We start from the raw sequence: 26,186 nt of genomic DNA on the forward strand, positions 1-26,186 counted from the left end.
CGCAAGTTATTTAGCAAGCCTTTGGGGCTGGCAAGAATATCTCAAACCTTGCGCCTCCCAATGGCGATGAGTCGACGGTTATCCTGCCACCCTGGCATTCAATAGCCTGTCGACTGATCGCCAGCCCCAGGCCGAATCCACCGGTGACCCGGTCGCGACTTCGATCCAGACGATAGAACGGCTCGAAGATGTGCTCCTGCTCGGCAACAGGGATGCCAATCCCGTCATCCTCGACACTGATGACAAGGCCTTGCTCCGTCAGACCGGCACTGACCCGCACCACCTTCTCACAGTATCGAATGGCATTGCCGACCAGATTCTGCAGGGCGCGTGCAGTCAGGCGAGGATCAAGGGCAAAGTATCCTGCGGCATCCTCAAGGCACAGCAGTAACGTGAATCCCTTGTTTTCCTGTTCATCGATGAAGCCACCCAGCACGCTGTCCAGATACGTTTGCAGTGGCATTGCCTCGGGCAATGGACGCTGGTTCGGTGATTTCAGGCGAGTGTAGGAAAGCAGTTCGTCGATCAGGGAATCCAGCTCCCTGATGTGGCCCACCATCTGTTCAAGACGCAGCCTTGTCGGTGCCTCCAGGGGATCGGCCATGACCAGCGCCATGCCGAACTCCAGCCTCGACAAGGGGGTACGCAACTCATGGGATACCGCATTCAAGAGCTCCTGCTGCTGATTGAGCAGGCCTTCGATATCCTGAGCCATCTTGTCGAACACCTGGGCCAGATCACCAATGTTCGAGCGTGGTGAGATTTGCGTTCGCTCGGCCAGATTGCCGCTGCCCAGGGTCATCGCCGTACGCTTGAGCCGTTGCAGATCGCGCCAGTGAGGCCAGATCCATATCAGCAGGCAGGCCAGCAATGCGGCACCGATCAGAATATTGATCAGCCAGTACATGATGTTGATATCGACAGGCGCATCGGGCGCGACCAGTTCGACAACCGTGTCCGGTGCAATAAGCGTGAGCGCGGTGCCCAGTTCACCATAATTGTCCGAACGCACGGCATTCAGGCCTTGCTTGAGTGCCTTGCGTTCAGGCGCTGTCAGGCCGGGATCGTCTATCGAGACAAGCCTCAACCGAGACGGCGCAAAATCTGCCTTGAGTTCGTTTTCAAGGGCTGGCCAGTCTGCTTGTGGTGTCTGATTGAAGCGTTTCCTGATCTGGCTCAGCGTACCCTTGGCCTGATCCTGGTTGTAGGTGATGGTTTGCTGGTTGAACCACTTCAGTACCACTTCAGGAATCGCAAACAGCGCGACGCCATAGGTCACCAGCATGATCAGGTAAAGCCGGGCGAGCATCTTGAACATGGCGATCCATTATTTTTTCAGGGAAGTGACCGGGGCTGCTACTCGTCCCACTCCGAGCGGCTAAGCAGGTAACCCTTGCCCCAGACTGTCTTTATTCTGCGAGGCTCGGCTGGATTGTCTTCAAACTTGCGACGCAACTTGGAAATGGCGACATCGACCGAGCGGTCGATACCGTTGAATTCGATGCCACGCAACTGCTGGATCAACTGATCGCGACTCAATACTTCCCCCGCATGGTTGGCAAGCACCAGCAACAGGTTGTACTCCCCGGAGGAAAGCTCGACATCCTGATCGCGCCATTTCACCTGACGCTCAGCCAGATCGATCAAGAGCCGCCCCAGGACAATCTGCCGGGCATCGTGGCGAGCTTCTGTAGAAAGACTGCGCCGCAACAGTGTGCGTATTCGCGCCAGAAGCACGCGAGGGTCACAGGGTTTTGCGACGTAGTCATCGGCGCCTGTTTCCAGGCCGAGAATCTGATCGTCGTTCTTGTCCCGGGCCGTGAGCATGATGATGGGAAGAACAGGACTTTCGTCACGCAGTTGTCGGCAGACATGCAAACCGTCGAGCCCCGGCAGCATGAGATCGAGGATGACCAGGTCGGGACGCACACGGTGCATGCCTTCAAGCGCACGATCACCCCGGTTGACGACCGTGACGTCGTACTCGAAGCGCTGGAGATAGCTGGCAATCAGCTCCGCCAATGCGCTGTCGTCTTCGACCAGCATAATCCTGGGCATTGTTCAGGCCATTTGTGCAAAGGGGAACAGCATAACCAAGGCCTGCCGGATGCGAGCAAAGCCTTAACACTTATTAACATCTTCCCAACACTTGTTTACATGCGTTCCAGAAGCAGTCTCTAGCATGGCGTGATCTTCAGGGGAACGCCACAATGCCGTCTTTATTCCGTCTCGATCCACGTCGTTTTCTGTTGTGCGCCTGCCTTGCCGCACTGACTGCCTGTGGCAAGCCAACGGCTGAGCCAGACATGCCGGCTCAAGTGAAGGTGGAGACAGTCAAGCCGCATCCCCTGATTATCACCACTGAACTCAATGGCCGCCTGGTTTCGCCACGGGTCGCCGAGGTCCGTGCCCGGGTCGCCGGGATCGTGTTGCAGCGGGTTTACCGTGAAGGCTCCGATGTCAGGCAGGGCGATGTGCTTTTTCGCATTGATCCTGCCCCCTTTCAGGCCGATCTCGAAAGTGCCGAAGCGGCTTTGCGCAAGGCTCAGGCGACGGAGTATCAGACTCGTCTGCAGGCCGAGCGTTATGCCGAGCTGACAAAGATCAGCGCCGTCAGCCGTCAGGACGCCGAAAACGCTCGCGCCAGCTTCCTGCAGGCCCAGGCCGATGTCGCCTCGACCCGTGCTGCGCTCAAGCGCGCCCGGCTCAACCTCGATTATGCAACCGTCACTGCGCCCATCTCGGGGCGAATCGGCAAGGCGCTGGTTACCGAAGGCGCACTGGTCGGGCAGGGCGATGCAACTGCTCTGGCAACCATCCAGCAGTTACAGCCGATCTATGCCGACATCAATCAGTCCACCCGTCAGATAAGCGAACTGCGTCGCTCGTTGCAGCAGGGCGAGTTGCAGCAACTTGAGCCGGGGCAGATCACCGCGACACTCATTCAGGAAGATGGCAGCCCGTATCCGCACAAGGGGACGTTGCTGTTTTCCGACCTGACGGTTGATCAAGGCACCGGTCAGGTCACGCTGCGCAGTGAATTTCCCAACTCCAAAAATGAGCTGCTGCCCGGCAGCTTCATCCGCGTACAGCTTGATCAGGCTCGCACGGCACAAGGCATTACCGTTATCCAGCGCGCCGTACAACGGGATGCGGCAGGCAAGGCTCTGGTTCTTATTGTGGATGAGGGCAAGGTTCTGGAGCGGGGCGTTGAGCTGGGAGGCGTACAAGGCAATCGCTGGATCGTGAGGAAAGGTCTGAACGCCGGTGACCAGGTCATTGTTTCCGGGCTGCAACATGTGCAACCGGGTATTGCCGTGACCGTAGAAGAGGGTACCCAAGCCCTGGCTCAGGAGCAGAAGTAATGGCGCAGTTTTTTATCGACCGGCCGGTGTTTGCCTGGGTCATTGCGTTGTTCATTGTGCTGGCTGGCTTGTTGGCGATACCCAAGTTGCCTGTGGCCCAGTACCCCAGCGTTGCGCCGCCTCAACTCGAATTGACGGCCACTTACCCTGGCGCGTCCGCCAATAGCATCGATGAGAGCGTGGTGAGCCTGATCGAACAGGAACTGAACGGCGTCAACAATTTGCTGTATTTCAGCTCCAGCAGCAGCCAGGGCACGGCGACCATGACCATTACCTTTCAGCCGGGCACCAACCCCGAGTTGGCCAAGGTCGATGTGCAGAACCGTCTGAAAGTCATCGAGCCGCGCTTGCCTCGTGCGGTCAGCCAGCAGGGCCTCCAACTGGAAGAAATCTCCGCGGGGTTCCTGATGATCGCGACGCTGACTTCCACTGACGGTCGTCTGGACGAGATTGCGCTGAGCGACTATTTGACGCGCAACGTGATCAACGAACTCAAGCGCCTGAAAGGCGTGGGCAAGGCCCAGTTATTCGGCTCGGAACGTGCCATGCGCATCTGGATCGATCCGCAGAAACTGGTGGCTTTCAATCTGACTCCGGCTGATGTCAGCCAGGCTATTGCCGAGCAAAACATACAGGTTGCGGCGGGCAGCATTGGTGATTTGCCGTCCTCCACGGATCAGGAGTTGACCGCTACCGTCATGGTCAAGGGGCAGTTGAGCACGCCTCAGGAGTTTGCCGCCATTGTGCTCAAGTCGAACACTAACGGTTCAACCGTCATCATCGGAGATGTGGCCCGGGTTGAAGTCGGCGCCCAGAACTACAATTTCGCCACCCGTCTGGATGGGAAAGCATCGGTGGCCGTCGGTGTACAACTGGCGCCGGCAGCCAACGCAATGAGCACCGCGACCCTGGTGCAGCAAAAGCTCGATGAACTCTCGCGCTACTTTCCTGCGGGTGTGAAATACGACATTCCTTACGATACGTCTCCTTTTGTGAAGGTATCGATCACCAAAGTCATTCACACCCTGATCGAAGCCATGGTGCTGGTGTTCATCGTGATGTTCGTGTTCCTGCAGAATATCCGCTACACCCTGATCCCGGCCCTTGTGGTGCCTGTCGCCCTGATGGGCACCTTTGCCGTGATGTATGTGCTCGGCTTCTCGATCAACGTGCTGACACTGTTCGGCATGGTGCTGGCAATCGGCATCCTGGTAGACGATGCCATTGTGGTGGTGGAAAACGTCGAAAGACTGATGGCCCAGGAAGGGCTTTCACCCAGAGAAGCGACGTGCAAAGCCATGGAGGAAATCAGCAGCGCCATCATCGGTATAACCCTGGTGCTGACAGCGGTCGTCATTCCAATGGCCTTCATGTCGGGCTCGGTGGGGGTGATCTATCAGCAGTTTTCGATTTCCATGGCCGTTGCCATTGTGTTTTCGGCGTTTCTGGCCCTGAGCCTGACACCGGCTCTGTGTGCCACCATGCTCAAGCCGATACCTGCAAACGCGCATCACGAAAAGAAAGGATTTTTCGGCTGGTTCAACCGGCGCTTCGAGCAAGCCAGTCAGGGCTACGAAAATCTGGTGAGCAAGGCAGTAGGGCGCATTGGACTCTACATGGGCATCTTTCTATTGCTGACAGGCATCATGGGGCTGCTGTTTGCCCGTCTGCCGTCATCGTTCCTGCCAATGGAGGATCAGGGTTATACCATCACCGATATTCAATTGCCGCCAGGTGCCAGCCAGCAACGCACCATTGAAGTGGCCAGGCAGATCGAAGCACACAACACCCGGGAGCCCGGTATTACCAATACCGTGATGATTCTCGGCTTCAGCTTTTCCGGTAGCGGGCAGAATGCTGCGCTTGCCTTTACCACGCTGAAAGACTGGTCCGAGCGAACGGCTCAGGAGTCCGCGCAATCCATTGCCGACCGGGCAACCGCCGTGTTTTCAGGTCTCAAGGACGCCATGGTCTTCAGCCTGTTGCCTCCACCCGTTGAAGGTCTTGGAACATCGGGCGGCTTCGAGGTCTGGTTGCAGGATCGCAGTTCACAAGGGTATGACGCGATGCGACAGGCTCGTGACGAGTTGTTGCGTCGAGCAGGCGACAGCCCGATCCTGCAAAACGTACGCGAAGCCTCTCTGGCGCAAACCCCGCAAATCAATATTGACGTGGATCGCTTGCAGGCCCACGCCATGGGTGTTTCGTTCTCGGATATCGCCAGCGTGCTGTCGACCTCACTGGGTTCAGCTTACGTCAATGACTTCCCGAATCTTGGCCGCATGCAGCAGGTGATCGTGCAAAGCGAGGGAGATCGTCGGCAGCAGGTTGAAGACCTGTTGCGCCTGGAAGTCAAAAACCGTCAGGGTCGCATGGTGCCTGTTTCCGCATTCGCCACTATCAAGTGGACGAAAGGGCCAGCACAACTGACGCGTTACAACGGTTACTCGGCGATCAGTCTGTCCGGCGAGCCCGCGCAGGGGCACAGCACCGGTGATGCGATGGAGGAAATGGAGCGTCTGGCTTCGGGGCTGCCATCAGGGTTTGCCCTACAGTGGACGGGGCTTTCCTTGCAGGAACGCATATCCGGCGGCCAGGTGCCGCTGCTGCTAGGGCTGTCGATGCTGGTGGTGTTTCTGTGTCTGGCGGCGCTCTATGAAAGCTGGGCGATTCCTGCGGCAGTCTTGATGGTGGTGCCTCTCGGGATTATCGGCGCGGTGCTGGCTGTTACCTTGCGCGGCATGCCCAATGATGTGTTCTTCAAGGTCGGGCTGATCACCATCATCGGACTCTCGGCAAAGAATGCCATCCTGATCATTGAGTTCGCGACGAGTCTTCATGCTCAAGGTATGGGCAGGGTCGAGGCCAGTATCCAGGCGGCTCGTCTGCGTCTGCGGCCCATCGTGATGACATCACTGGCGTTCATTTTCGGGGTTGTGCCACTGGCGTTTGCCTCGGGGGCCAGCTCGGCCGGCCAGCAGGCCATCGGGACCGGCGTCATGGGCGGCATGTTCACGGCAACGCTGGCCGTGCTTTTCGTGCCGGTGTTTTTCGTCCTGATCATGGGGCTGCGTGAAAGAGCACAGCGTGTCTCGGCTGGTGAAGAATAAAGGGTTGCCCAAGTGCTTTCGTGGTGCTGCATTGAAAAGGATGAGCTGTCTTGTCAGGTAGAACTTTAAACCGCTGGCTGGTATTGCTGGCGGTCATGATGGCTTTTCTGCCGATCGTACTGGATCTGACCATTCTTCACGTGGCGGTCCCCTCGCTTTCCATTGCCTTGCAGGCAACCGGCACCGAGGTCCTGTGGATCATCGATATCTATCCGCTGCTGATGGCCAGCCTGTTGATCCCCATGGGGACACTCGCCGACAGAGTCGGTCATCGGCGCATGTTGCTGCTGGGGCTTGGCATCTTTTGTACGGGGTCGGTTCTTGCGGCATTTGCTCCGAGTGCCGAGGCCCTGATCGGGGCGCGTGCGTTCATGGCTTTTGGTGCTGCCATGGTCATGCCATGCACCCTGGCCATCGTTCGCCAGACGTTCGATGATGAAGGCGAGCGGGCTATGGCGCTGGGCATCTGGGGTGCAGTCGCTTCCGCAGGAGCTGCCCTGGGGCCGCTTGCTGGCGGGGCGCTGCTCGAACATTTCTGGTGGGGCGCGGTATTCCTGATAAACGTGCCGGTGATGCTTGTTGTCATGCCTCTGGTGAGGGCCTATATCCCGATGCGTCTGCTATCGGCAGGCAGTAACGGAAAGTGGCCCATAGGCCAGGCCCTGATTCTTATCCTCGGCATCATGGCAACGGTATATGGCCTGAAATCCGGCTTCAGGACAGGCAGTTCCCTGTTGATGACGATTCTCTTCCTAGCATTCGGCATCCTGATGCTGTGCTGGTTTGCACGCAAGCAACTGCGCTCGCCCGACCCGATGCTCGACTTGAGCCTGTTTTCTGTTCCGGCGATCAGCGCAGGTGTTGTCATGTCGCTGGTGGTCATGGGAGCGCTTGCCGGGGTTGAGTTGATGCTCGCTCAGGAGCTGCAATTCGTGCTCGGGCAAACGCCTCTGGAGGCTGGTATTTTCATGTTGCCTCTGATGATCGGCTCCGCTGTCGGCGGGCCACTGGCAGGCATGATTCTTCAGGTGACCGGGTTGAGACGGGTGGCGAGCTTTTCTCTATTGGTTTCTGCCGCATCGTTGTTGGGGCTGGCGCTTGCAGACCTGGGCAGCAACGGTGTGATGGTCATTTTCATCCTGGCGACACTCGGACTGGCACTCAGCGTTGGTATGACCGCTTCTTCAGTCGCCATCATGAGCAATACGCCAGTCGAGAAAGCCGGCTCGGCCGGGGCTCTGGAGGCGACAAGTTATGATCTTGGCTCAGGGCTGGGTATTACGGTGTTCGGAATCATTCTGACGTCCAGCTATGAAAGATCGATCCGTCTGCCCGGTGACCTGCCCTTGAATATCGCCGAAACAGCAGGGCGCTCGATCGGCGAAACGATGATGGCTGCCAGGGCGCTGGGCGGGCATCAGGCGCAGCAACTCGTTCTGGCCGGTCAGCAGGCTTTCAGCTCATCACACAGCCTGGTTCTGCTCGCGGCTTGCGCCTTGATCGGTCTGGTGAGCATCGCCGTCTGGAAGCTGTTACGAAGCCAATAGACATCGGGAATAAACTTCGGCCGCCGATTACCGTCAAACCAGCTTCGTACGTATCTTCATATAAGGACGGAATATGCGGCAATTACGAAAGAAAGCGTCCCTGTTGCTATTGGGCAGCTCACTCCTGGCAACCAGCCAGATCATGGCCGCGGATGCGGCTTCGCCCATAACGGTGGTTGCTACCAGCCCTTCGTTTTCCACGCTTGTCGAGCCCGATGCGAAGGTGGAACTGCTCACCGACGGAGCCAAGTGGGCAGAAGGTCCGCTGTGCCTGCCAGATGGGCGCCTGCTCTGGAGTGACGTCAAGGCGAACAAGGTCATGAGCTGGGACGAGAAAAGCGGCGTCACGACCTTGCTGGATCCTGCCCACTATCAGAATGGGCGGGCACTGGATGCCGAGGGTCGCGTGGTTGCAGCCTCCCATGGCGAACGGGCAATCGTGCGTCAGGAAAAGGACGGCAAATGGCAAACCCTGGTCGAGAGATACAGGGGTAAGCGCCTGAACAGTCCGAATGATGTCATCGTCGACAAGAGCGGCCATATCTGGTTCAGCGATCCGACCTTTGGCGTTTTGAACAAGGCAGAGAGTTACGGAGGTAAGCCGGAGCAGGGCGGCGAGTACCTGTATCGCTATAACCCGCAGCTCAAGGAGCTGACGCGCCTCAAGACACCAGGCCTTCATTCACCCAATGGCCTGGCCTTTTCGCCTGATCAAAGCCAGCTCTACGTCGCCGACTCCCAATTGGCCCACGACTTCAAGAACCCGAAGCTGGCCCACAAGATCATGGTCTATCAGGTACACAAGGGCGCACTGAGCAATGGCCGGACATTTACCGAAATCACTCCGGGTATCCCCGACGGCCTCAAGGTCGACAGCAAAGGCAATGTCTGGAGCAGCAGCAAAGAAGGTGTCCAGGTGTTCTCGCCAAAAGGCGAACTGCTGGGGAAATTGCAGGTGGCTGCAGAGGATACCGGCAACCTTGCATTCTGCTCTGCGGGCTCACAGCGCTGGGCTTACGTGACGGCAGGTAACAAGGTATTGAGAGTGCAGACGCTGGTTGGAGGGAGTCAGGAGTAACCCGGGTTCGTCATCAAGCCTTTCTTTTCTCCATTGCTGTGTATGTATGCACAGCAATGGGGAAATACCCCTAGACATCTCCGGGTAACCCTGAGGATGGTCTTTTCATTACCTGTCACTTGTATGTATTCATCTGGTCATGACATTCAGTCATAACTACGGCACATGTTTGTTTGCATATTGCCAAGTGCCAGGATGCTTGCGACATCATATTGATATCATTAGTTCCCGTGCATAAAAATAATAATCGCAAGAGTTAGTGGTAGGCGCTGTTGATATATAGATGATTGCTAATTGCCATCATCTTATATGATGGTTCTCATCCTTGCAGAGAGTGGTTCGCCTGGATGGATATGTCGTCCGTTGCGATGTGCCGGATGGGGTTCCATCCCGTGTGGGCCGCACTGAGGCAGAGATGTGTGACATCAGCCTGGTATCATTAGTTCTCGCGATTTAAGAAAATCCCTACAAAAGATAAAGAAGTTTCGTCTTGCTGTTTAAGTACTTGCTAGTGGCCATCACCGTGAGTAAGATCCACGGCCTCAGAAGGTGGGATTCCCAATTAAACCAGGGGTTCGCTACCACTTCGCGCTGTCTTATGCCATTGCACTTGTAATGGCCATATTGGATGTGATCGTAATTGAAGGTCATGGATGTCCTACTCAAGTAAGCTTTCAGCTCATTACCTCGAACTCGCAAAGGCACCGGTTTGCGCCGAAAGCTTTGCGGGAGAGGACGTTCGCTTTTCAAGCGAGTATGAGGCTCTGGAAAGCGAGCTGAATAAAGCCCAATCCATGCACGAAAGCGGTCAGATCGACTGGCTGAAAATTCGCGAAAACAGTGAAGCTCTCCTTCGTACCCAGTCCAAGGATTTGCGCGTAGGCGCCTGGCTGACCTGGTCCCTTTATCAGCGTGAATCCTTCCAGGGGCTGTTGGCAGGTCTCGGGCTTTTACACCATCTTTGCGAGAATCACTGGCCCGAGGTTTTCCCGAGCAAGGCTCGTACTCGTGCCGCTGGCATCAGCTGGCTGGTGTCACGCCTTGAGCAGGTGTTGAACGAAAACGTTGCCATCAAAGAGCAACTGCCTCTGTTCCGCCGTCTGGTCGAGCACCTTGAAGGTCTCGACAATGCGTGCACCAAACATCTGGGCGATGATGCTCCACTGCTGTTGCCACTTTCCCGCCGCCTTAAAAGCATGGTCCAGCGCGCTGCCGACAACCAGCCGGAACCTGGCGTGGTGGGTGCAGCGGTTGCTCAGGTCAAGCAGGCCGCTACCCAGTTATTCACGCCCGGTGCGCCGATCGACAACGAGAAGGAGGCGCACAAGGCCCTGCGTGCCCAACAGGAAAACGCACGTCCGCTGTGCGCCTGGTGGCTCAAGCAGAAAGCCAGTGACCTGCGTGCCTTGCGCCTCAGCCGCACGCTGCTGTGGCTGCCTATCGATGCTGTTCCTGAGCGCAATGCCGAGCAGATCACCGCGCTGCGCGGGCTGCCGGCAGACAAACTCAAGGCTTATCAGGATCGTTACGACCAGGGCAAATATGCCGACCTGCTGGTAGAGCTGGAGGCCAGCCTGACGAAGGCGCCATTCTGGTTCGATGGTCAGCGGATGGTCTGGGAATGTTTGCAAGCCCTGAACGCCGAACTGGCCATGCGCGAAGTGGAAATCCACTTTGCGCTGTTGATCCAGCGCCTGCCCGGCATCATCGAATTGCGTTTCCACGACGGCGCACCGTTTGCCGATCCGAATACCCGCGCCTGGATCAGCGCCCATGTCATGCCGCACCTGCAGACTGCCAGTGCGCCGCGCAAAGTTGAAGTTGCCGACACCCAGCCGGCCTGGGAACAGGCCCTCGAAGAGGTCATGCCGGTTCTACGCAAGGAAGGCCTCAAGGCTGCCGTGCAGATTCTCAAGCAGGGCTTGCAGAGCGCCAACGGCGGACGGGTAAAGTTTTTCTGGCAGTTCGCACTCGCGCGGCTGTGCTTCATGGCCAAGAAATACGAACTGGCCAGGACTCAGCTCGAAACACTCGACCAAACATTACAGGACTCAGGCCTGAACGCCTGGGAGCCCGATCTTGCGCTGGAAGTGCTGCATTTACTGCATAGCTGCTACGAGTTGTTGCCGCAGAACCATGCAGTGCGTGAACGCAAGGAAGAGATTTATCGCAGGCTGTGCCACCTCGACCTCGAAGTGGTACTCGAATAGGCCCCAGGGCCACAACCGCAAGGAGAAAAGCCATGGCCAAAGAAGGCTCGGTAGCCCCCAAGGAACGCATCAACGTCACTTTCAAACCTGCCACCGGTGGTGCACAGGAAGAGATCGAACTGCCGTTGAAGCTACTTGCAATCGGTGATTACACGCACCGCAAGGACGAACGCAAGATCGAAGATCGCAAGCCGATCAGCATCGACAAAATGACGTTTGACGAAGTGCTGGCAAAGCAAGAGCTGAGTCTGACATTGAGCGTGCCGAACCGCCTTCAGGAAGAAAGCGACAATGAAGAGCTGGCCGTGAAGCTGCGCGTCAACTCGATGAAGGACTTCAACCCGGCCAGTCTGGTCGAGCAAGTGCCCGAGTTGAAAAAACTGATGGAACTGCGCGACGCGCTGGTGGCCCTCAAAGGTCCGCTGGGTAACGCGCCTGCGTTCCGCAAAGCCATCGAAGGCGTTCTCGCCGACGACGAATCCCGCGGTCGCGTACTCGGTGAGCTGGGTCTGAACGCCGAAGCCCCGAAAGCCTGAGCCTCTATCAGTCAAGGAAGCCAACACAATGAGCACTAGCGCAGCACAGCAAAAGAGCAACGAGAGCGGCGAATACAGCATTCTCGACAGCATCATTGCCGAAACCCGCCTGACACCGGACGACGAAGCCTACGACATCGCCAAGCGCGGCGTATCCGCCTTCATCGAAGAACTGCTCAAGCCGCAGAACAACGGTGAGCCGGTCAAGAAGGCCATGGTTGACCGCATGATCGCCGAGATCGATGCCAAGCTCAGCCGTCAGATGGACGAAATTCTGCACCACCCTGACTTCCAGTCCCTGGAATCGTCCTGGCGTGGTCTGCAATTGCTGGTCGATCGCACCAATTTCCGTGAAAACATCAAGATCGAAATCCTCAACGTCTCCAAGGACGACCTGCTGGATGACTTCGAAGATTCGCCGGAAGTGATGCAGTCGGGTCTGTACAAGCACATCTACACCGCTGAATACGGTCAGTTCGGTGGACAACCGGTTGGCGCGATCATCGCCAACTACTACATGTCCCCAAGCTCCCCGGACGTGAAACTGATGCAGTACGTGTCCAGCGTAGCCTGCATGTCCCACGCGCCGTTCATTGCCGCTGCCGGCCCGAAATTCTTCGGCCTGGAAAGCTTCACCGGTCTGCCGGACCTCAAGGATCTGAAAGATCACTTCGAAGGCCCGCAATTCGCCAAATGGCAGAGCTTCCGTGAGTCGGAAGACTCCCGTTACGTTGGCCTGACCGTGCCGCGCTTCCTGCTGCGCAACCCGTACGATCCGGAAGAAAACCCGGTCAAATCGTTCGTGTACAAGGAAACCGTCGCCAACAGCCACGAGCACTACCTGTGGGGCAACACGGCCTACGCGTTCGGCACCAAGCTGACCGACAGTTTCGCCAAGTTCCGCTGGTGCCCGAACATCATCGGCCCGCAGAGCGGTGGTGCTGTTGAAGACCTGCCGTTGCACCATTTCGAAAGCATGGGCGAAATCGAAACCAAGATTCCTACCGAGGTACTGGTCAGCGACCGTCGTGAATACGAACTGGCCGAGGAAGGCTTCATCTCCCTGACCATGCGCAAAGGCTCCGACAACGCGGCGTTCTTCTCCGCAAGCTCGGTGCAGAAGCCGAAGTTCTTCGGCATCAGCGCAGAAGGCAAGGCAGCAGAGCTGAACTACAAGCTCGGCACCCAACTGCCGTACATGATGATCGTCAACCGCCTGGCTCACTACCTGAAAGTGCTGCAGCGCGAGCAACTCGGTTCGTGGAAAGAGCGCACCGACCTCGAGCTGGAACTCAACAAGTGGATCCGCCAGTACGTGGCCGACCAGGAAAACCCGAGCGCCGAAGTGCGTGGCCGTCGCCCGCTGCGCGCTGCCCAGATCATCGTCAGCGATGTAGAAGGGGAGCCGGGCTGGTACCGCGTCAGCCTGAACGTGCGTCCGCACTTCAAGTACATGGGGGCCGATTTCACCCTGTCGCTGGTTGGCAAGCTGGACAAAGAGTAAGGAGCAACTCATGACTGGATACGGCAGCCTTTTCGAACGCCTGAATGGCGACGCGGATCAACGCGTCGGATGGAGCCGCGAGGTTTCCGCCATGTCGTCCGTGGCTGCCCATCTGGCCAAGATGCTCAGCACCCGTGCGGGCAGCGTGCAAACGCTGTCCGATTACGGGTTACCCGATCTCAATGACATGCGCCTGAGCCTGCACGATTCCCTGAGTCAGGCACGCCTGGCCATCGAAAGCTTCATCGAAGCCTATGAGCCGCGCCTGAGCAACGTGCGTGTCATTTCCCTGCCGCGTGACAACGATCAGCTTCGCCTGTCCTTCAGTATCGAAGGCCTGCTGGAAGTTGATGGTTTCAAGCGCCAGGTCAGTTTCGCCGCGCGCCTGGATGGTAGCGGTCAAGTGAAGGTCAACTAAGGAGACTCCGATGTCCGGTAAACCCGCAGCACGCGTATCCGACCCGACGGCTTGCCCTGTCTCCGGCCACGGCACCAACCCGATTGCCGCCGGTTCCGGCGACGTCTTCTTCGATGGCCTCCCGGCCGCCCGCCAAGGCGATGCCTCGGCCTGTGGCGGTGCGTTGGTGGGTGATCTTGCAACAACCGTTCTGATCAACGGCAAACCGGCTGCGACCGTGGGTTCGGTGGGTAGTCATGGCAATATTGTGACGGCCGGGTCCGGGACGGTGATTATCGGGAATTCGCATACGCCGGCGCCGTTTGTGCCGCCGTTGCCGGTGGAGATCAAGTGGCCTTTTAACGAGCACTATGTGATCAATTGCCAAGACACCGGTAAGCCTCTTGCAGGGGTTGCATACAGCTTCAAAACAGCTTCTGGAAAAATAATCAATGGGGTTACGGGGGCTGACGGAAAGACCCAAATAGTTTCCTCCTCGGAGGCTGAAGCATACGAATTGATTATTGAACAACAGTCTGAAGTCGTCATTGGTTAATGTTGCTCAGGAATATTGCACGTAAGGAGTTGTGATATGGCGGATACAAAAGTAGCTTCAAATCTGACTCCGGCCAGTAATCAGGTAGGCAAATCTGCTGTTGTTCGTCAATTCAAGATTACCGATATTCCTGCTGCAATGGATAAAATGAAATGGCCTGTGGCTGCAAATCTGATGCGGCACTGGTTCAAGGGTAATCCCTGGCCTACGGCCGATGGCGCAATGAGTCCTGAGGTGAAGGACCATACTGTTCTTGCAAAAGATCCGTATGTAGAAGACTCCATCGTGACAATGAACTGGGTGATGCAGTTTGAACCGGCAAAGGCAGTCGTTCAAGAATTGAAGTCTGCCTGGAATAATCCTGCTGCACAGAAAAACATGCGCAACAAAATGGGGCCTAAACTTCTGAGCAAGGCGCCTGGAACATACCCGGTAAGGTTCGACGGGAAAGCAAGGGATGTTGAGGCGTTCGGGTATAGCAATAGTCGTGCCGTTAAGTTTGGTCTGATTGAAAAGACGGATGAGCTCAGGGCTGCGCTGGCTAATTTTAATATGCGCGTATTTCCGGAAGGTAATGTCGTCATTTCGGATAAGGGTATACAGTTGCTGGTCGATCGTATCGGGTTTTATGTTGAGGATTCCTATGACTTCAATGACTCCCCTGACGACAGCTTCAGCCAGCCGCTTGGGTATTGGAATTTCGACGGAATTGCCAATCCAGCTATTGCAAATGCTGCCAATATCAGCGCCCAACAAGCGAAGGCCAATATAGCGTCGAATCCATTTCTGGATCCACAGGACTCTCAGAAAATGTACAAGGAGTTAGACGAAGCGCGTTATTTTTATATAACAAACTCTCATTTTGTTAAATATCGAACGCAGTTTAAAAAGGGCGGGGATTTTCAGGTTTTTTCTGATGTGCTGTATCAAACCGTACCTTTGGCAGTTATAGATGTCTTGAGTAAGTGATAGGTAGTTTTAGTTCGCTTGGGCGACCGAAATTTCTTGGTGTGGAACAATGATGCGATTAATTAGGGATAAGTGGAAGTGGTTGCTCGGCGCTTTGCTGATGATTACCTGTGCGCTTTTGATTTATTGCGTGAATGCCATGCTTGGATACCCTGCCAGCTCGACTCAGGTCAGTCCCTCGGGTCGTTATGTCATGGAGAATGTGCGTGTTGGGCGGATCTTCATGCTGGGTGGTATGGGGTACTTAAGGGTTATTGATACTCAGGAACCGGGCAAGGTCTATCGAACGCCTTTATATGATACGCAGTCACTGGATATGCGTGCTTTTGAAAATGAAAAAGAAGTGGGTATTTCCTGGATTGATTTTGATCGGCAAGAAAAAACGTTCACTATTTCCATGCCGCAATGGAAAGAAAGTTGGCTGAATGTATTCATCAGCAATACCCATTATATCCATCTAGAAAACTGACCGATATGTCCAGGATAGGGTGCGCTATGAGTGACCTGAGCATTATTGCCAATAGGGATTTGTTCAGCGGTGAGAGTTTGTCTAGCTCGATATTGTCTGTGGCAGTTGAATCTGTTCGCAGGTGTTTTCCAATGATCCAGATAAACGTGGAATGCAATCCACAGGACCGCTCCTTCATAAGCTCTCCTACCAGGCAGGTAACCCGTGTCCTTTAACCACTACTACCAAAGCGAACTCACCGCACTGCGTCAGTTGGGCCGCCGTTTCGCCGAGCGTAGCCCGGCGTTGGCGCCTTTTCTGGGGCAGACCGGGCGTGATCCGGATGTGGAGCGGTTGCTGGAAGGTTTTGCTTTCCTGACCGGGCGTCTGCGCCAGAAGCTCGATGACGAATTGCCGGAGCTCAGCCATTCGCTGATGCAGTTGCTGTGGCCGAACTACATGCGCCCGCTGCCTGCATTCAGCATTTTGCAGTTCGATCCGCTCAAGCGTTCGGGGCCTGCGTTGAATGTCGAGCGTGATACGCCCGTTGAAAGCGTGCCAAAAAATGACGTGCGTTGCCGTTTCCGTACCTGCTACCCGACCGAGGTGCTGGCGCTGGATCTGGCGGCACTGAATTACTCGGTGAAGGGAGATGGTTCGCTGTTGAGCCTGCGCCTGGAGATGAGTGCTGATGGCCATCTGGGCGAACTGGAATTGAGCCGTCTGCGCCTGCACTTCGCCGGTGAGCGCTATATCAGCCAGATGCTTTACCTCAGCCTGTTGCGCAATCTGGAAGGCATTGAGTTGATTCCTCTGGACGGAGCCGGAAAGCCTATCAATGGCGTCAACGACATTCCGATGGCGTTCAAGATACCGGGCGACCGCGTGCAGCCGGTGGGTTTTGCCGAGGAAGAGGCGCTGATCCCGTATCCGCTGAACACCTTCCGCGGCTATCGCTACCTGCAGGAATACTTCGCCTTTCAGGACAAGTTCCTGTTCGTCGACGTCAACGGCCTGGATATTCTCAAAGCGCTGCCGCAAGACACCCTCAAGCAGATGCGTGGCCTGGAGCTGCGCTTCGATATTCGTAAAAGCGGCATCCAGCGCCTGCGCCCGACCCTGGATAACGTGAAGCTGTTCTGCACGCCCATCGTCAACCTGTTCAAGCACGATGCGCTGCCGATCCGTCTCGATGGCAAACAGGACGAGTACCTGTTGCTGCCAGCGGAATACGATCTGGAAAACTGTGGTGTGTTCTCGGTGGAAACCGTGACCGGTTGGAAGCCCGGTGGCCTTGGTTATCAGGAATACGTGCCGTTCGAGTCTTTCGAACATGACCCGAGCTTCGACGTGCCCAACAGCCGTCCGCACTACAGCATCCGCCAGCGTTCATCCTTGCTGCATCATGGCCTGGACACTTACCTGAGCTTCGGTATTCGTCATACCGAGGCTCACGAAACCCTGTCCATCGAGCTGATGTGTACCAACCAGAACCTGCCGCTCAAGCTCAAGCTCGGCGATATCTGCGTGGCCTGTGAAGAGACGCCGGAGTTCCTGAGTTTTCGCAATATCACCCTGGCCACGTCGAGTTTTGCGCCGCCGCTGAACCGAGACTTCCTGTGGAAGCTGATCAGCAACATGTCGCTTAACTATCTGTCCCTTGCCGACGTCAATGCACTGAAGGTGATTCTGGAAACCTACGACCTGCCGCGCTACTACGACCAGCACGCGGAAAAGGTCAGCAAACGCCTGCTGGGCGGGCTCAAGTCGATCAAGCATCAACACGTGGACCGGTTGCACCGTGGTCTGCCGGTACGCGGTCTGCGCACCGAACTGACCATCGACCCGGAAGGGTATATCGGCGAAGGCGACCTGTTCGTGTTCGCTTCGGTTCTCAACGAGTTTTTCGCGCTTTACGCCAGTCTCAATTCGTACCATGAGCTGCGGGTAAAAAGCACACAGGGAGAGGTGTACCAATGGACACCACGTATGGGCCTTCAGCCCCTGCTTTAAGCGGGCTGGCCCGAAGTATACGAGAGTACTCGCTGTTTCAGGCCGTGCTGCTGGTCATCGACCGGCTGCGCGAGGCGCACCCGTACCTGAGCGAGGACGACCTGTACGACCAGCTGGAATTCCAGGCCAACCCGAGCCTGGGTTTCCCTGGCAGTGACGTCGATCGCGTGGAGTTTTTCGAAGAGCACGGGCAGATGCGTGCGCGCATGCGTTTCAACCTGATCGGTCTGGTGGGTTCCGGTTCGCCGCTGCCTGCGTTTTATGGCGAACAGGCGCTGGGCGACAGCGAGGACGGCAACCCGACCCGCAATTTCCTCGATCTGTTTCACCATCGCCTGCAACGGCTGATGCTGCCGATCTGGAAAAAATACCGCTATCGCGCCAGTTTCGAGAGCGGCGCGGTCGATGCGTTTTCTTCGCATCTTTTCGCCCTGATCGGCCTTGGTGGTGAAGAGATCCGGCGCGCCAAGGAACTGAACTGGAAGCGCTTGCTGCCGTATCTGGGCTTGCTCAGCCTGCGTGCACACTCGGCGGCGCTGATCGAAGCGGTGCTGCGTTACTACTTCAAACACGCTGAACTGACCATCGAGCAGTGCATCGAGCGCCGGGTGGAAATTCTCGACGAGCAGCGCAATCGTCTGGGCCGCGCCAACAGCATGCTCGGGGAAGACCTGGTGCTGGGTGAACATGTACGCGACCGCAGCGGCAAGTTCCGCATTCACATTCGCGAGCTCGACTGGCAGCGCTTTCACGAGTTCCTGCCAATCGGTTTCGGCTACCAGCCGCTGTGCGCGCTGGTGCGGTTCACCTTGCGTGACCCGCTTGATTACGACATTCGCCTGGTACTGCGCCAGGAAGAAATACGCGAACTGCGCATCGGTGAACAAAACGCCTGTCGCCTGGGATGGACCAGTTGGCTCGGCCGCGAAAAAGCGGACGGTGTGGTAACCCTGGGCAGCAAAACTCATTAAGGACAGATGACCCATGATCAACGTAGACCTGCAACAACTCATTCAGGCACTGGACGCCGAAACCCGTCGTGATCTGGAACGTTCGGCCGAGCGCTGCGTTGCCCGTGGCGGTAGCAAAATCCTCGTCGAAGACTTGTTGCTGGGCCTGCTGGAACGTCCCCAAGGCTTGCTCGCGCGCGCTTTGCAGGATGCCGAAGTGGATGCCGGTGAACTGAGCGCTGCCTTGCAGTCGCGGGTCGAACACAGTGCTTCGCGCAACCCGGTGTTCGCGCCGGAGCTGGTGCAATGGCTGCAGGATGCGCTGCTGGTTGCGAACCTTGAACTGGGCCAAAGCCAGGTCGAGCAGGCCGCACTGATCCTCGCACTGCTGCGCAACCCGATGCGCTATGCCGGTAGCCGCTACCAACCCTTGCTGGCCAAGTTGAATGTTGAACGTCTGAAAGAGTTCGCGCTGTCCCAGAAAGAACAACCTGCCAGCGGCAAACCCGCCGTGCAGGGCGAGTCGCTGCTGGAGCGCTTCACCCACAACCTGACCCAACAGGCTCGTGACGGCAAACTTGATCCGGTGCTGTGCCGTGACGGCGCTATCCGTCAGATGGTCGATATTCTGGCCCGTCGCCGCAAGAACAACCCGATTGTGGTCGGTGAAGCCGGTGTGGGTAAAACCGCCATTGTCGAAGGTCTGGCTTCGCGCATCGCCGCCGGTGAAGTGCCACAAGTTCTCAAGGGCGTAGAGCTTCTGTCCCTGGACATGGGCCTGTTGCAGGCCGGTGCCAGCGTCAAGGGCGAGTTCGAACGACGCCTCAAAGGTGTGATCGACGAAGTCAAAGCCTCGCCAAAGCCCATCATCCTGTTCATCGACGAAGCCCACACGCTGATTGGCGCAGGCGGCAATGCCGGTGGCTCCGATGCCGCCAACCTGCTCAAGCCGGCACTGGCCCGTGGCGAGTTGCGCACCATCGCCGCCACCACCTGGGCGGAGTACAAGAAGTACTTTGAAAAAGACCCGGCCCTGGCCCGTCGTTTCCAGCCGGTGCAACTGCACGAACCGACTGTCAGCGAAGCCGTGACTATCCTGCGTGGCCTGGCTCAGGTTTACGAGAAGAGCCACGGTATCTACCTGCGCGATGACGCCGTGGTGTGTGCTGCCGAGTTGTCTGCCCGTTATCTGGCAGGCCGCCAGTTGCCGGACAAGGCTGTCGATGTTCTCGATACCGCATGCGCCCGTGTGCGTATCAGCCTGGCCGCGGCTCCTGAGAGCCTTGAGCGCCTGCGTGGCGAGCTGGCCGAAGGAGGCCGCCAGCGTCAGGCGCTGCGCCGTGATGCCGAAGCCGGTCTGCTGATCGACCATGAAGCCCTTGATGCACTGGAGGCCCGACTGGAGGAAGCCCAAAGCGAAATGACCGCTCTGGAAAGCCAGTGGACCGAACAGAAGCAGCTGGCCGAGCGTCTGCTGGAACTGCGTCAGCAACTGGCCAAGGCCCGTGAAGCCGCAGCGGTCGAACCGACCATCAGTGTCGAAGAAGACGCCGAAGGCACGGTCATCGAAACCCTGAGCAATGAAGCCGACGAAGCCCTGAGTGTCGAGACGCTGGAAGCCGAGTTGAACCAGACCCATAGCGCCTTGACCGCCGCCCAGACCAAGGAGCGTCTGGTCAGCTTCGAAGTCTGCCCGCGTCTGGTGGCCGAAGTGATCAGCGCCTGGACCGGCGTGCCGCTGTCGCAACTGGCCCGTGAGCACAATGCCAAGGTCGCGAGTTTCGCTGTCGACCTGCGTACCCGCATTCGTGGTCAGGAACAGGCCGTACATGCGCTTGATCGTTCGATGCGCGCCACGGCTGCGGGCCTGAACAAGCCGGACGCACCGGTGGGCGTGTTCCTGCTGGTCGGTCCGAGCGGTGTCGGCAAGACCGAAACCGCGCTGGCCCTGGCAGATCTGCTGTACGGCGGTGACCGCTTCATCACCACCATCAACATGTCCGAATTCCAGGAGAAACACACTGTTTCTCGCCTGATCGGCGCACCACCGGGCTATGTGGGCTACGGCGAAGGCGGCATGCTCACTGAAGCCGTGCGCCAGAAGCCTTATTCCGTGGTGCTGCTCGATGAAGTCGAGAAGGCTGACCCTGACGTGCTCAACCTGTTTTACCAGATCTTCGACAAGGGCGTGGCCAACGACGGGGAAGGGCGCGAGATCGACTTCCGCAATACCCTGATCCTGATGACCTCGAACCTGGGCAGCGACCGTATCGCCGAACTGTGCGAAAACGGCGAGCGTCCGTCTGCCGAAGTGCTGGAAGAAACCATTCGCCCGGTCCTCAGCAAGCATTTCAAACCGGCGCTGCTGGCCCGTATGCGCGTGGTGCCGTATTACCCGGTCGGCGGTCCGGTGCTGCGCGAGCTGATCGAGATCAAACTCGGCCGCCTGGGCGAGCGCCTGAACCGTCGCCAGCTGGAATTCACCTGGTGCCAGAACCTTGTGGATCACCTGTCCGAGCGTTGCACCCAGAGCGAAAGCGGTGCGCGCCTGATCGATCACTTGCTGGACCAGCACGTTCTGCCGCTGGTGGCCGACCGCCTTTTGGATGCCATGGCCACGGGTGAAAGCCTCAAGCGAGTTCACGCCACGCTTGACGGCAACGCCAGTGTGACGTGCGAGTTCGCCTGAGGTGGGTGTGATGTTCACTCAGGTGCCTCAGCCACTGGCCTATGCCGAAGCGTTGCTTGCGCAGTACGCTGAACTGTCGCGGGCGGCCTGCGGTGCCGATCTGCTGGGTGGCTTTGTGCGCGGGCTGGCCGGACTCAGCGGTTGCGAGCTGACTCAGCTCTACCTGCTGGATGCCACCAACACCTGCCTTGGCATGAATGCCGAGTGCCTTGATGGCATCCTGCAACCCCGGGAAGCGGCGAGCTTGCCGGTGGATTACAGCGACGAACAGTTGCTGCAGTTCGCCCTGAGCCAGAATCGCGTGTTGTTCCTCAGTGAACTGAGCGGCAGCTTGCATGAAACCAGCTTCCTGCCGGCACAGGCCACGCCATGGCAGTCGCTGCTGTGTGTGCCCATGGTCACCCATCAGGGGGCCGTCGAAGGCGTGTTGTTGTGCGCGAGCCGTCGGCATGTCGACCTGCAAGGTTTTGCCGACTCACTCGGGCAGCTTGGCTCGTTTGTACTTGGCCAGTTGCATCTGATGCAGCGCCTGCGCCAGCCCACGGATGAGCTGCCCGTTGCATCGGCCCGCGTGCCCAATGCCAGCGATTACGGCCTGATCGGCAAAAGCGCAAGCATGCGCCGTACCTATTCGATGATCAGCAAAGTCCTGCACAGCCCTTATACCGTGCTGTTGCGCGGCGAGACGGGTACCGGCAAGGAGGTGGTCGCACGGGCGATTCATGACTTCGGACCGCGCCACTCGAAGGCATTCATCGTGCAGAACTGTGCGGCGTTCCCTGAAAACCTGCTCGAAAGCGAGCTGTTCGGCTATCGCAAGGGCGCATTCACCGGTGCTGACTTTGACCGTGAAGGGCTTTTCGACGCAGCCAATGGCGGCACCCTGTTGCTCGACGAAATCGGCGACATGCCATTGGCCCTGCAAGCCAAGCTGCTGCGCGTCCTGCAGGAAGGCGAGATTCGGCCGCTGGGTTCCAACGAGACTCACAAGATCGACGTTCGCATCATTGCCGCCACGCACCGGGACCTGTCGGTGATGGTCAGTGAAGGCACATTCCGCGAGGACTTGTACTACCGCCTTGCGCAGTTTCCTATCGAACTGCCGGCCTTGCGTCAGCGCGAAGGCGACATTGTCGACCTGGCTCGGCACTTTGCCGACAAGACCTGTACGTTCCTGCAGCGTGACCCGTTGCGCTGGTCGGATTCGGCACTGGCTCACCTGTCCAGCTATGCATTCCCCGGCAACGTTCGCGAGCTCAAAGGCCTGGTCGAACGTGCCGTGCTGCTGTGCGAGGGCGGTGAGTTGCTGGCCGAGCACTTTTCCCTGCGCACAGAAGCCATCCCTCTGGACAGCAGCCTCAATCTGCGCGAGCGCCTGGAACAGGTAGAACGCTGCATGCTCCTCGATTGCCTGCGCAAGAACGATGGCAACCAGACTCTTTCCGCGCGTGAACTCGGCTTGCCGAGGCGCACGCTGCTTTACCGCCTTGAGCGCCTGAATATCAATCTGGGTGATTTCAATGGGTAGGCAACAACACTCTTTTTCAATTCATCCGCTTCTAACAGCGCCCTCCGAAAGGTCCGGCGCTTTGTGCTTACTCCTGGAGACCCTCTGATGTCTGTTCGTCACTGGCAAGCCTTCCTGCTGACACTTGTCGTTCTATGCGGCCTTGGCGGTTGCAGCGGCAATTACAAATTCAACGACAACACCTATCGCCCATTGGGTGATCCTCAGGCGGTCAATCGCGGCAAGTGACCGCAAGGAGCATCATCATGGAACTGGTTTTCGAAATGCTTAACACCAAGCAGTTCGTGCCCACGGAGTTGTGCCAGAAGACCTTCAAGCAGGCTGGTGGCGTGATTGGTCGGGGAGAGGACTGCGACTGGATTATCCCGGACCGCAAGCGTCATTTGTCCAACCATCACGCGCTGATCAGCTATCGCGAGGGAACGTTTTTCCTGACCGATACCAGCAGTAACGGTATTCAGGACAGCGCCAACGGCGCGCGTCTGCGCAAGGGTGAAGCCGTACGTATCGAGCACGGCAGTGTGTATGTCCTGGGTGACTTCGAGATTCGTGCGCGGCTGGTTCGTGACCCGGCCACTTTCGACGTGGAAGTCGGTCGCCCACAAGCGGCAGGCAGCATCATCCCTGACGATGCTTTCCTCGACCTGGACCCGCTGAACGCCCTTGACCAGCAGGAGCGTGTCTATTCGGAAATCGAGGAACTGATCTCCCCGAACACTGCTATCGATGATGGACGGCAGCGTGCCGACTATGCCCGCATCGATATGGAAAGCCTGTTGGTGCCGGAACTGGTCGAGGTTGCGAAAAAGCCTGAACCCGCGCCCGCACCGCCACCGGTCGAGCGTCAGTCCGATGCTTTCTGGGACAAGTTTGCTGTGGCTCTGGGGGTTGACCTCAAGGATCTCGATCACGATGCCAAAGAGGCACTGGCGCTCAATGCAGCCCGTTTGCTCAAGCAAAGCATCGGCGGTCTGCAACAGAGCCTGCGTACCCGCAGCGAGCTGAAAAACGAATTGCGCCTGGCGCAGACCACGGTTCAGGGCAGTCAGAAGAACCCGTTGAAGTTTGCCGTCGATACCCGTGAAGCACTGGGCATTCTGTTGCAGCCAGGCAAGCCTGGGCAGTTGCCGGCCGAGCAGGCGATATCCCGCGCATTCCGTGATCTGCAGGCGCATCAGGTGGCTCTGCTGACCGCCAGCCGCGCCGCCGTTCGAGGCACTCTGGAACACTTCTCGCCGCAACAGCTCACCCTGCGTTTCGAACGCGACAACAAACCGCTGATTGCCACGTCCGGCAGTCGCTGGAGAGCTTACGGGCGTTATCACCAGGCGCTGCGTCAGGATGATGACTGGAGCGAGCGTTTGATGGCCCGCGATTTCGCCCAGGCCTATGAAGAGCAGATTCGCCTGATTTCCACCCTCCACACCGATCACCAAGGATGATGCGCATGTCTCGCCGTATGACTGCTTTCTCTAAAACGCTGGCTGCGCTGACCGCCCTGGTGCTGCTGGCCGGCTGCTCAACGCTCTCGCCGTACTCCCATCTCACCAAGCTCAACCTGAAGCTGACGGCCAGTGATCGTTTGAACCCGGACCTCAACGGCCGTCCGTCACCGATCGTGGTACGCCTGTTCGAGCTCAAGCACCCTGTGGCGTTCGAAAATGCTGACTTCTTCAGCCTTTATGAGCGCGCCAAGGAGTCCCTGGCGCCGGACATGGTGACCAGCGAAGAGCTGGAGCTGCGTCCGGGTGAAACCGTCGAACTCAAGCTGACTGTGGGAGAGGGTAGCCGTTACGTCGGTGTCCTTGCGGCCTACCGCGACCTGCCGGAAACCAGATGGCGCTACACGCTGCAAGTTACTCCGCTGGCACTCACCGATGCCGAACTGGTTCTTGATCAGAACGGTATTCGCAACACCAATGAATCCCTCGCCAAGGCAGTCGACTGACCATGAACTCTCATAAAGTCATTTGGCAGGAAGGCATGTTGCTGCGTCCGCAGCACTTCCAGCACAACGATCGCTACTACGATCACCAGATGAAGACCCGCACCAAGCTGCTGGGCAGCTACACCTGGGGCTTCCTCAATCTGGACATCGACCTGCAGTTCCTCAACATGGGCAAACTGGTGGTCAGTCAGGCCTCGGGGATTCTGCCGGACGGCAGCCTGTTCGAGCTGGGTGGCAACACGGAGCCGCTGGCTCTCGACGTGCCGCCCAATACCGGTAATACACCAGTCTATCTGGCACTGCCGCTGGTGACCGGCAATCACATCGAGGCTCGCCGCCCGGAGCAGTCTGACGTGCTGGCACGCTATACCGCGTACGAAGCCGAAGTGGCCGACTCCAATGCAGGCGACGACTCCTCAAGCCAGGTCAGCTGTGGTCGTCCCGACTTCAAGCTGTTGCTCGGCGAACAGCAGAGCGATCAGGCCTACGTGAAGCTGAAGATCTGCGAAGTGCTCGATACGACGCCGGACGGCGTGATCAGCCTCGACCCTGACTTTGTACCGACCTACATTCAGGCACACGCTTCCAGCTACCTACTGTCATGCCTGAAGGAAGTCATCAGCATGCTCAGCCACCGGGGCGACACCATCGCCGACCGGATTCGCTCCAACGGCAAAGTGGGCGGCGCTGAAGTCGGCGACTTCATGATGCTGCAACTGATCAACCGCACCGAACTGTTGCTGCGTCACTATCTGGGCCTGGAGCAGGTTCACCCGGAAGAGCTGTACCGCACGCTGCTGACCATGCTTGGCGATCTGGCGACCTTTTCCAGCGACAGCAAACGCCCACGCCTGGACAGCCGTTATCAGCACAGCGACCAGGGTGCGAGCTTCCGCAAACTGATGGAAGCGATCCGTCAGGTGTTGTCGATGGTGCTGGAGCAGCATGCCATCGAGTTGATTCTGCAGGCACGTCAGTACGGCATCATCGTATCGCCGCTGCACGATCACACTCTGCTGGGCTCAGCCTCGTTCGTGCTGGCGGCCAGTGCCAACTGTGATTCCGAAGAGCTGCGCCATCGCTTGCCAGCGCACCTCAAGGTCGGCCCGGTGGAACGTATCCGCCAACTGGTCAACCTGCACCTGCCAGGCATCAAGGTCAAACCCTTGCCGGTGGCCCCGCGGCAGATCGCGTTCCACTCCAACAAAACCTATTTCATCCTCGAACTCAGTTCCGAAGACCTGGCACAACTCGAGCGCTCCGGCGGCTTCGCGTTCCACGTGTCCGGCGAATTCGCCGAGCTTGAACTGAAATTCTGGGCCATAAGGAACTGATCGA

The 26,186-nt window shown here is 57.8% G+C and carries 21 protein-coding genes; 19 read left to right on the top strand and 2 right to left on the bottom strand.

The window, feature by feature from the left end; genetic code table 11:
* Positions 1-10 precede the first annotated feature (10 nt).
* Positions 11-1,318, bottom strand: a complete 1,308-nt coding sequence (locus tag K5D32_RS07425) for an ATP-binding protein (RefSeq protein ID WP_221599627.1) — start codon at positions 1,316-1,318, stop codon at positions 11-13.
* 38 nt (positions 1,319-1,356) lie between these two features.
* On the bottom strand, positions 1,357-2,058 hold the full coding sequence (locus K5D32_RS07430; RefSeq protein WP_221576215.1) for a response regulator: 702 nt from the start codon (positions 2,056-2,058) through the stop codon (positions 1,357-1,359).
* Between the two features lie 152 nt (positions 2,059-2,210).
* On the opposite strand from K5D32_RS07430, the gene K5D32_RS07435 reads away from it, so the two are divergent.
* From K5D32_RS07435 to tssK, 19 genes are all read left to right on the top strand, one after another.
* Positions 2,211-3,365: an efflux RND transporter periplasmic adaptor subunit gene (locus K5D32_RS07435; RefSeq protein ID WP_221599629.1), complete on the top strand. Its 1,155-nt coding sequence runs from the start codon at positions 2,211-2,213 to the stop codon at positions 3,363-3,365.
* Positions 3,365-6,475: an efflux RND transporter permease subunit gene (locus K5D32_RS07440; RefSeq protein WP_221599631.1), complete on the top strand. Its 3,111-nt coding sequence runs from the start codon at positions 3,365-3,367 to the stop codon at positions 6,473-6,475. The genes K5D32_RS07435 and K5D32_RS07440 overlap by 1 nt, the downstream gene beginning before the upstream one ends.
* 50 nt (positions 6,476-6,525) lie before the next feature.
* Positions 6,526-8,022, top strand: a complete 1,497-nt coding sequence (locus tag K5D32_RS07445) for an MFS transporter (RefSeq protein ID WP_311775774.1) — start codon at positions 6,526-6,528, stop codon at positions 8,020-8,022.
* Positions 8,023-8,095: 73 nt separating this feature from the next.
* On the top strand, positions 8,096-9,100 hold the full coding sequence (locus K5D32_RS07450) for an SMP-30/gluconolactonase/LRE family protein (RefSeq protein WP_221576212.1): 1,005 nt from the start codon (positions 8,096-8,098) through the stop codon (positions 9,098-9,100).
* Between the two features lie 653 nt (positions 9,101-9,753).
* Entirely contained in the window at positions 9,754-11,310 is a 1,557-nt protein-coding gene (gene tssA / locus K5D32_RS07455) for a type VI secretion system protein TssA (RefSeq protein ID WP_221599633.1), read from the top strand.
* 32 nt (positions 11,311-11,342) lie between these two features.
* Positions 11,343-11,846, top strand: coding sequence for a type VI secretion system contractile sheath small subunit (tssB, locus tag K5D32_RS07460; RefSeq protein WP_198726432.1), 504 nt, complete (start codon positions 11,343-11,345; stop codon positions 11,844-11,846).
* Between the two features lie 28 nt (positions 11,847-11,874).
* Positions 11,875-13,350 carry a type VI secretion system contractile sheath large subunit gene (tssC, locus tag K5D32_RS07465; RefSeq protein WP_025260185.1) on the top strand — a complete coding sequence of 492 codons (1,476 nt, stop codon included), beginning with the start codon at positions 11,875-11,877 and terminating at the stop codon, positions 13,348-13,350.
* 10 nt (positions 13,351-13,360) lie between these two features.
* Positions 13,361-13,768 carry a type VI secretion system baseplate subunit TssE gene (gene tssE / locus K5D32_RS07470; RefSeq protein WP_025260184.1) on the top strand — a complete coding sequence of 136 codons (408 nt, stop codon included), beginning with the start codon at positions 13,361-13,363 and terminating at the stop codon, positions 13,766-13,768.
* 10 nt (positions 13,769-13,778) lie between these two features.
* A complete protein-coding gene (locus K5D32_RS07475) occupies positions 13,779-14,303 on the top strand; it encodes a PAAR domain-containing protein (RefSeq protein WP_221599635.1) in 525 nt (174 codons plus the stop codon).
* A gap of 36 nt (positions 14,304-14,339) precedes the next feature.
* Positions 14,340-15,272: a DUF6402 family protein gene (locus K5D32_RS07480; RefSeq protein WP_221599637.1), complete on the top strand. Its 933-nt coding sequence runs from the start codon at positions 14,340-14,342 to the stop codon at positions 15,270-15,272.
* Between the two features lie 49 nt (positions 15,273-15,321).
* The gene (locus tag K5D32_RS07485; protein WP_221599639.1) at positions 15,322-15,741 is read left to right on the top strand and encodes a hypothetical protein; all 420 of its coding nucleotides are present in this window, start codon (positions 15,322-15,324) and stop codon (positions 15,739-15,741) included.
* A gap of 204 nt (positions 15,742-15,945) precedes the next feature.
* A complete protein-coding gene (gene tssF / locus K5D32_RS07490; protein ID WP_221599641.1) occupies positions 15,946-17,733 on the top strand; it encodes a type VI secretion system baseplate subunit TssF in 1,788 nt (595 codons plus the stop codon).
* Complete coding sequence (tssG, locus tag K5D32_RS07495) at positions 17,697-18,704, top strand: type VI secretion system baseplate subunit TssG (RefSeq protein WP_221576208.1); 1,008 nt, start codon at positions 17,697-17,699, stop codon at positions 18,702-18,704. Before tssF ends, tssG begins: the two co-directional genes overlap by 37 nt.
* A 13-nt stretch (positions 18,705-18,717) precedes the next feature.
* Positions 18,718-21,372: a type VI secretion system ATPase TssH gene (gene tssH, locus K5D32_RS07500; RefSeq protein WP_221576207.1), complete on the top strand. Its 2,655-nt coding sequence runs from the start codon at positions 18,718-18,720 to the stop codon at positions 21,370-21,372.
* A 10-nt stretch (positions 21,373-21,382) separates the two neighbouring features.
* Positions 21,383-22,900, top strand: a complete 1,518-nt coding sequence (locus tag K5D32_RS07505; RefSeq protein WP_221599643.1) for a sigma-54-dependent Fis family transcriptional regulator — start codon at positions 21,383-21,385, stop codon at positions 22,898-22,900.
* Positions 22,901-22,987: 87 nt separating this feature from the next.
* The gene (locus tag K5D32_RS07510) at positions 22,988-23,128 is read left to right on the top strand and encodes a hypothetical protein (protein WP_025260177.1); all 141 of its coding nucleotides are present in this window, start codon (positions 22,988-22,990) and stop codon (positions 23,126-23,128) included.
* Positions 23,129-23,145: 17 nt separating this feature from the next.
* Positions 23,146-24,342 (top strand): type VI secretion system-associated FHA domain protein TagH, encoded by a 1,197-nt coding sequence (gene tagH, locus K5D32_RS07515; RefSeq protein WP_221593298.1) that lies wholly within the window; start codon positions 23,146-23,148, stop codon positions 24,340-24,342.
* Positions 24,343-24,347: 5 nt separating this feature from the next.
* Positions 24,348-24,848, top strand: a complete 501-nt coding sequence (gene tssJ, locus K5D32_RS07520) for a type VI secretion system lipoprotein TssJ (RefSeq protein ID WP_198726456.1) — start codon at positions 24,348-24,350, stop codon at positions 24,846-24,848.
* 2 nt (positions 24,849-24,850) lie between these two features.
* Positions 24,851-26,182, top strand: a complete 1,332-nt coding sequence (gene tssK / locus K5D32_RS07525) for a type VI secretion system baseplate subunit TssK (protein ID WP_200992231.1) — start codon at positions 24,851-24,853, stop codon at positions 26,180-26,182.
* Positions 26,183-26,186 lie beyond the last annotated feature (4 nt).

This window comes from Pseudomonas cichorii, assembly GCF_019719005.1.
GTDB lineage: Bacteria > Pseudomonadota > Gammaproteobacteria > Pseudomonadales > Pseudomonadaceae > Aquipseudomonas > Aquipseudomonas cichorii_E.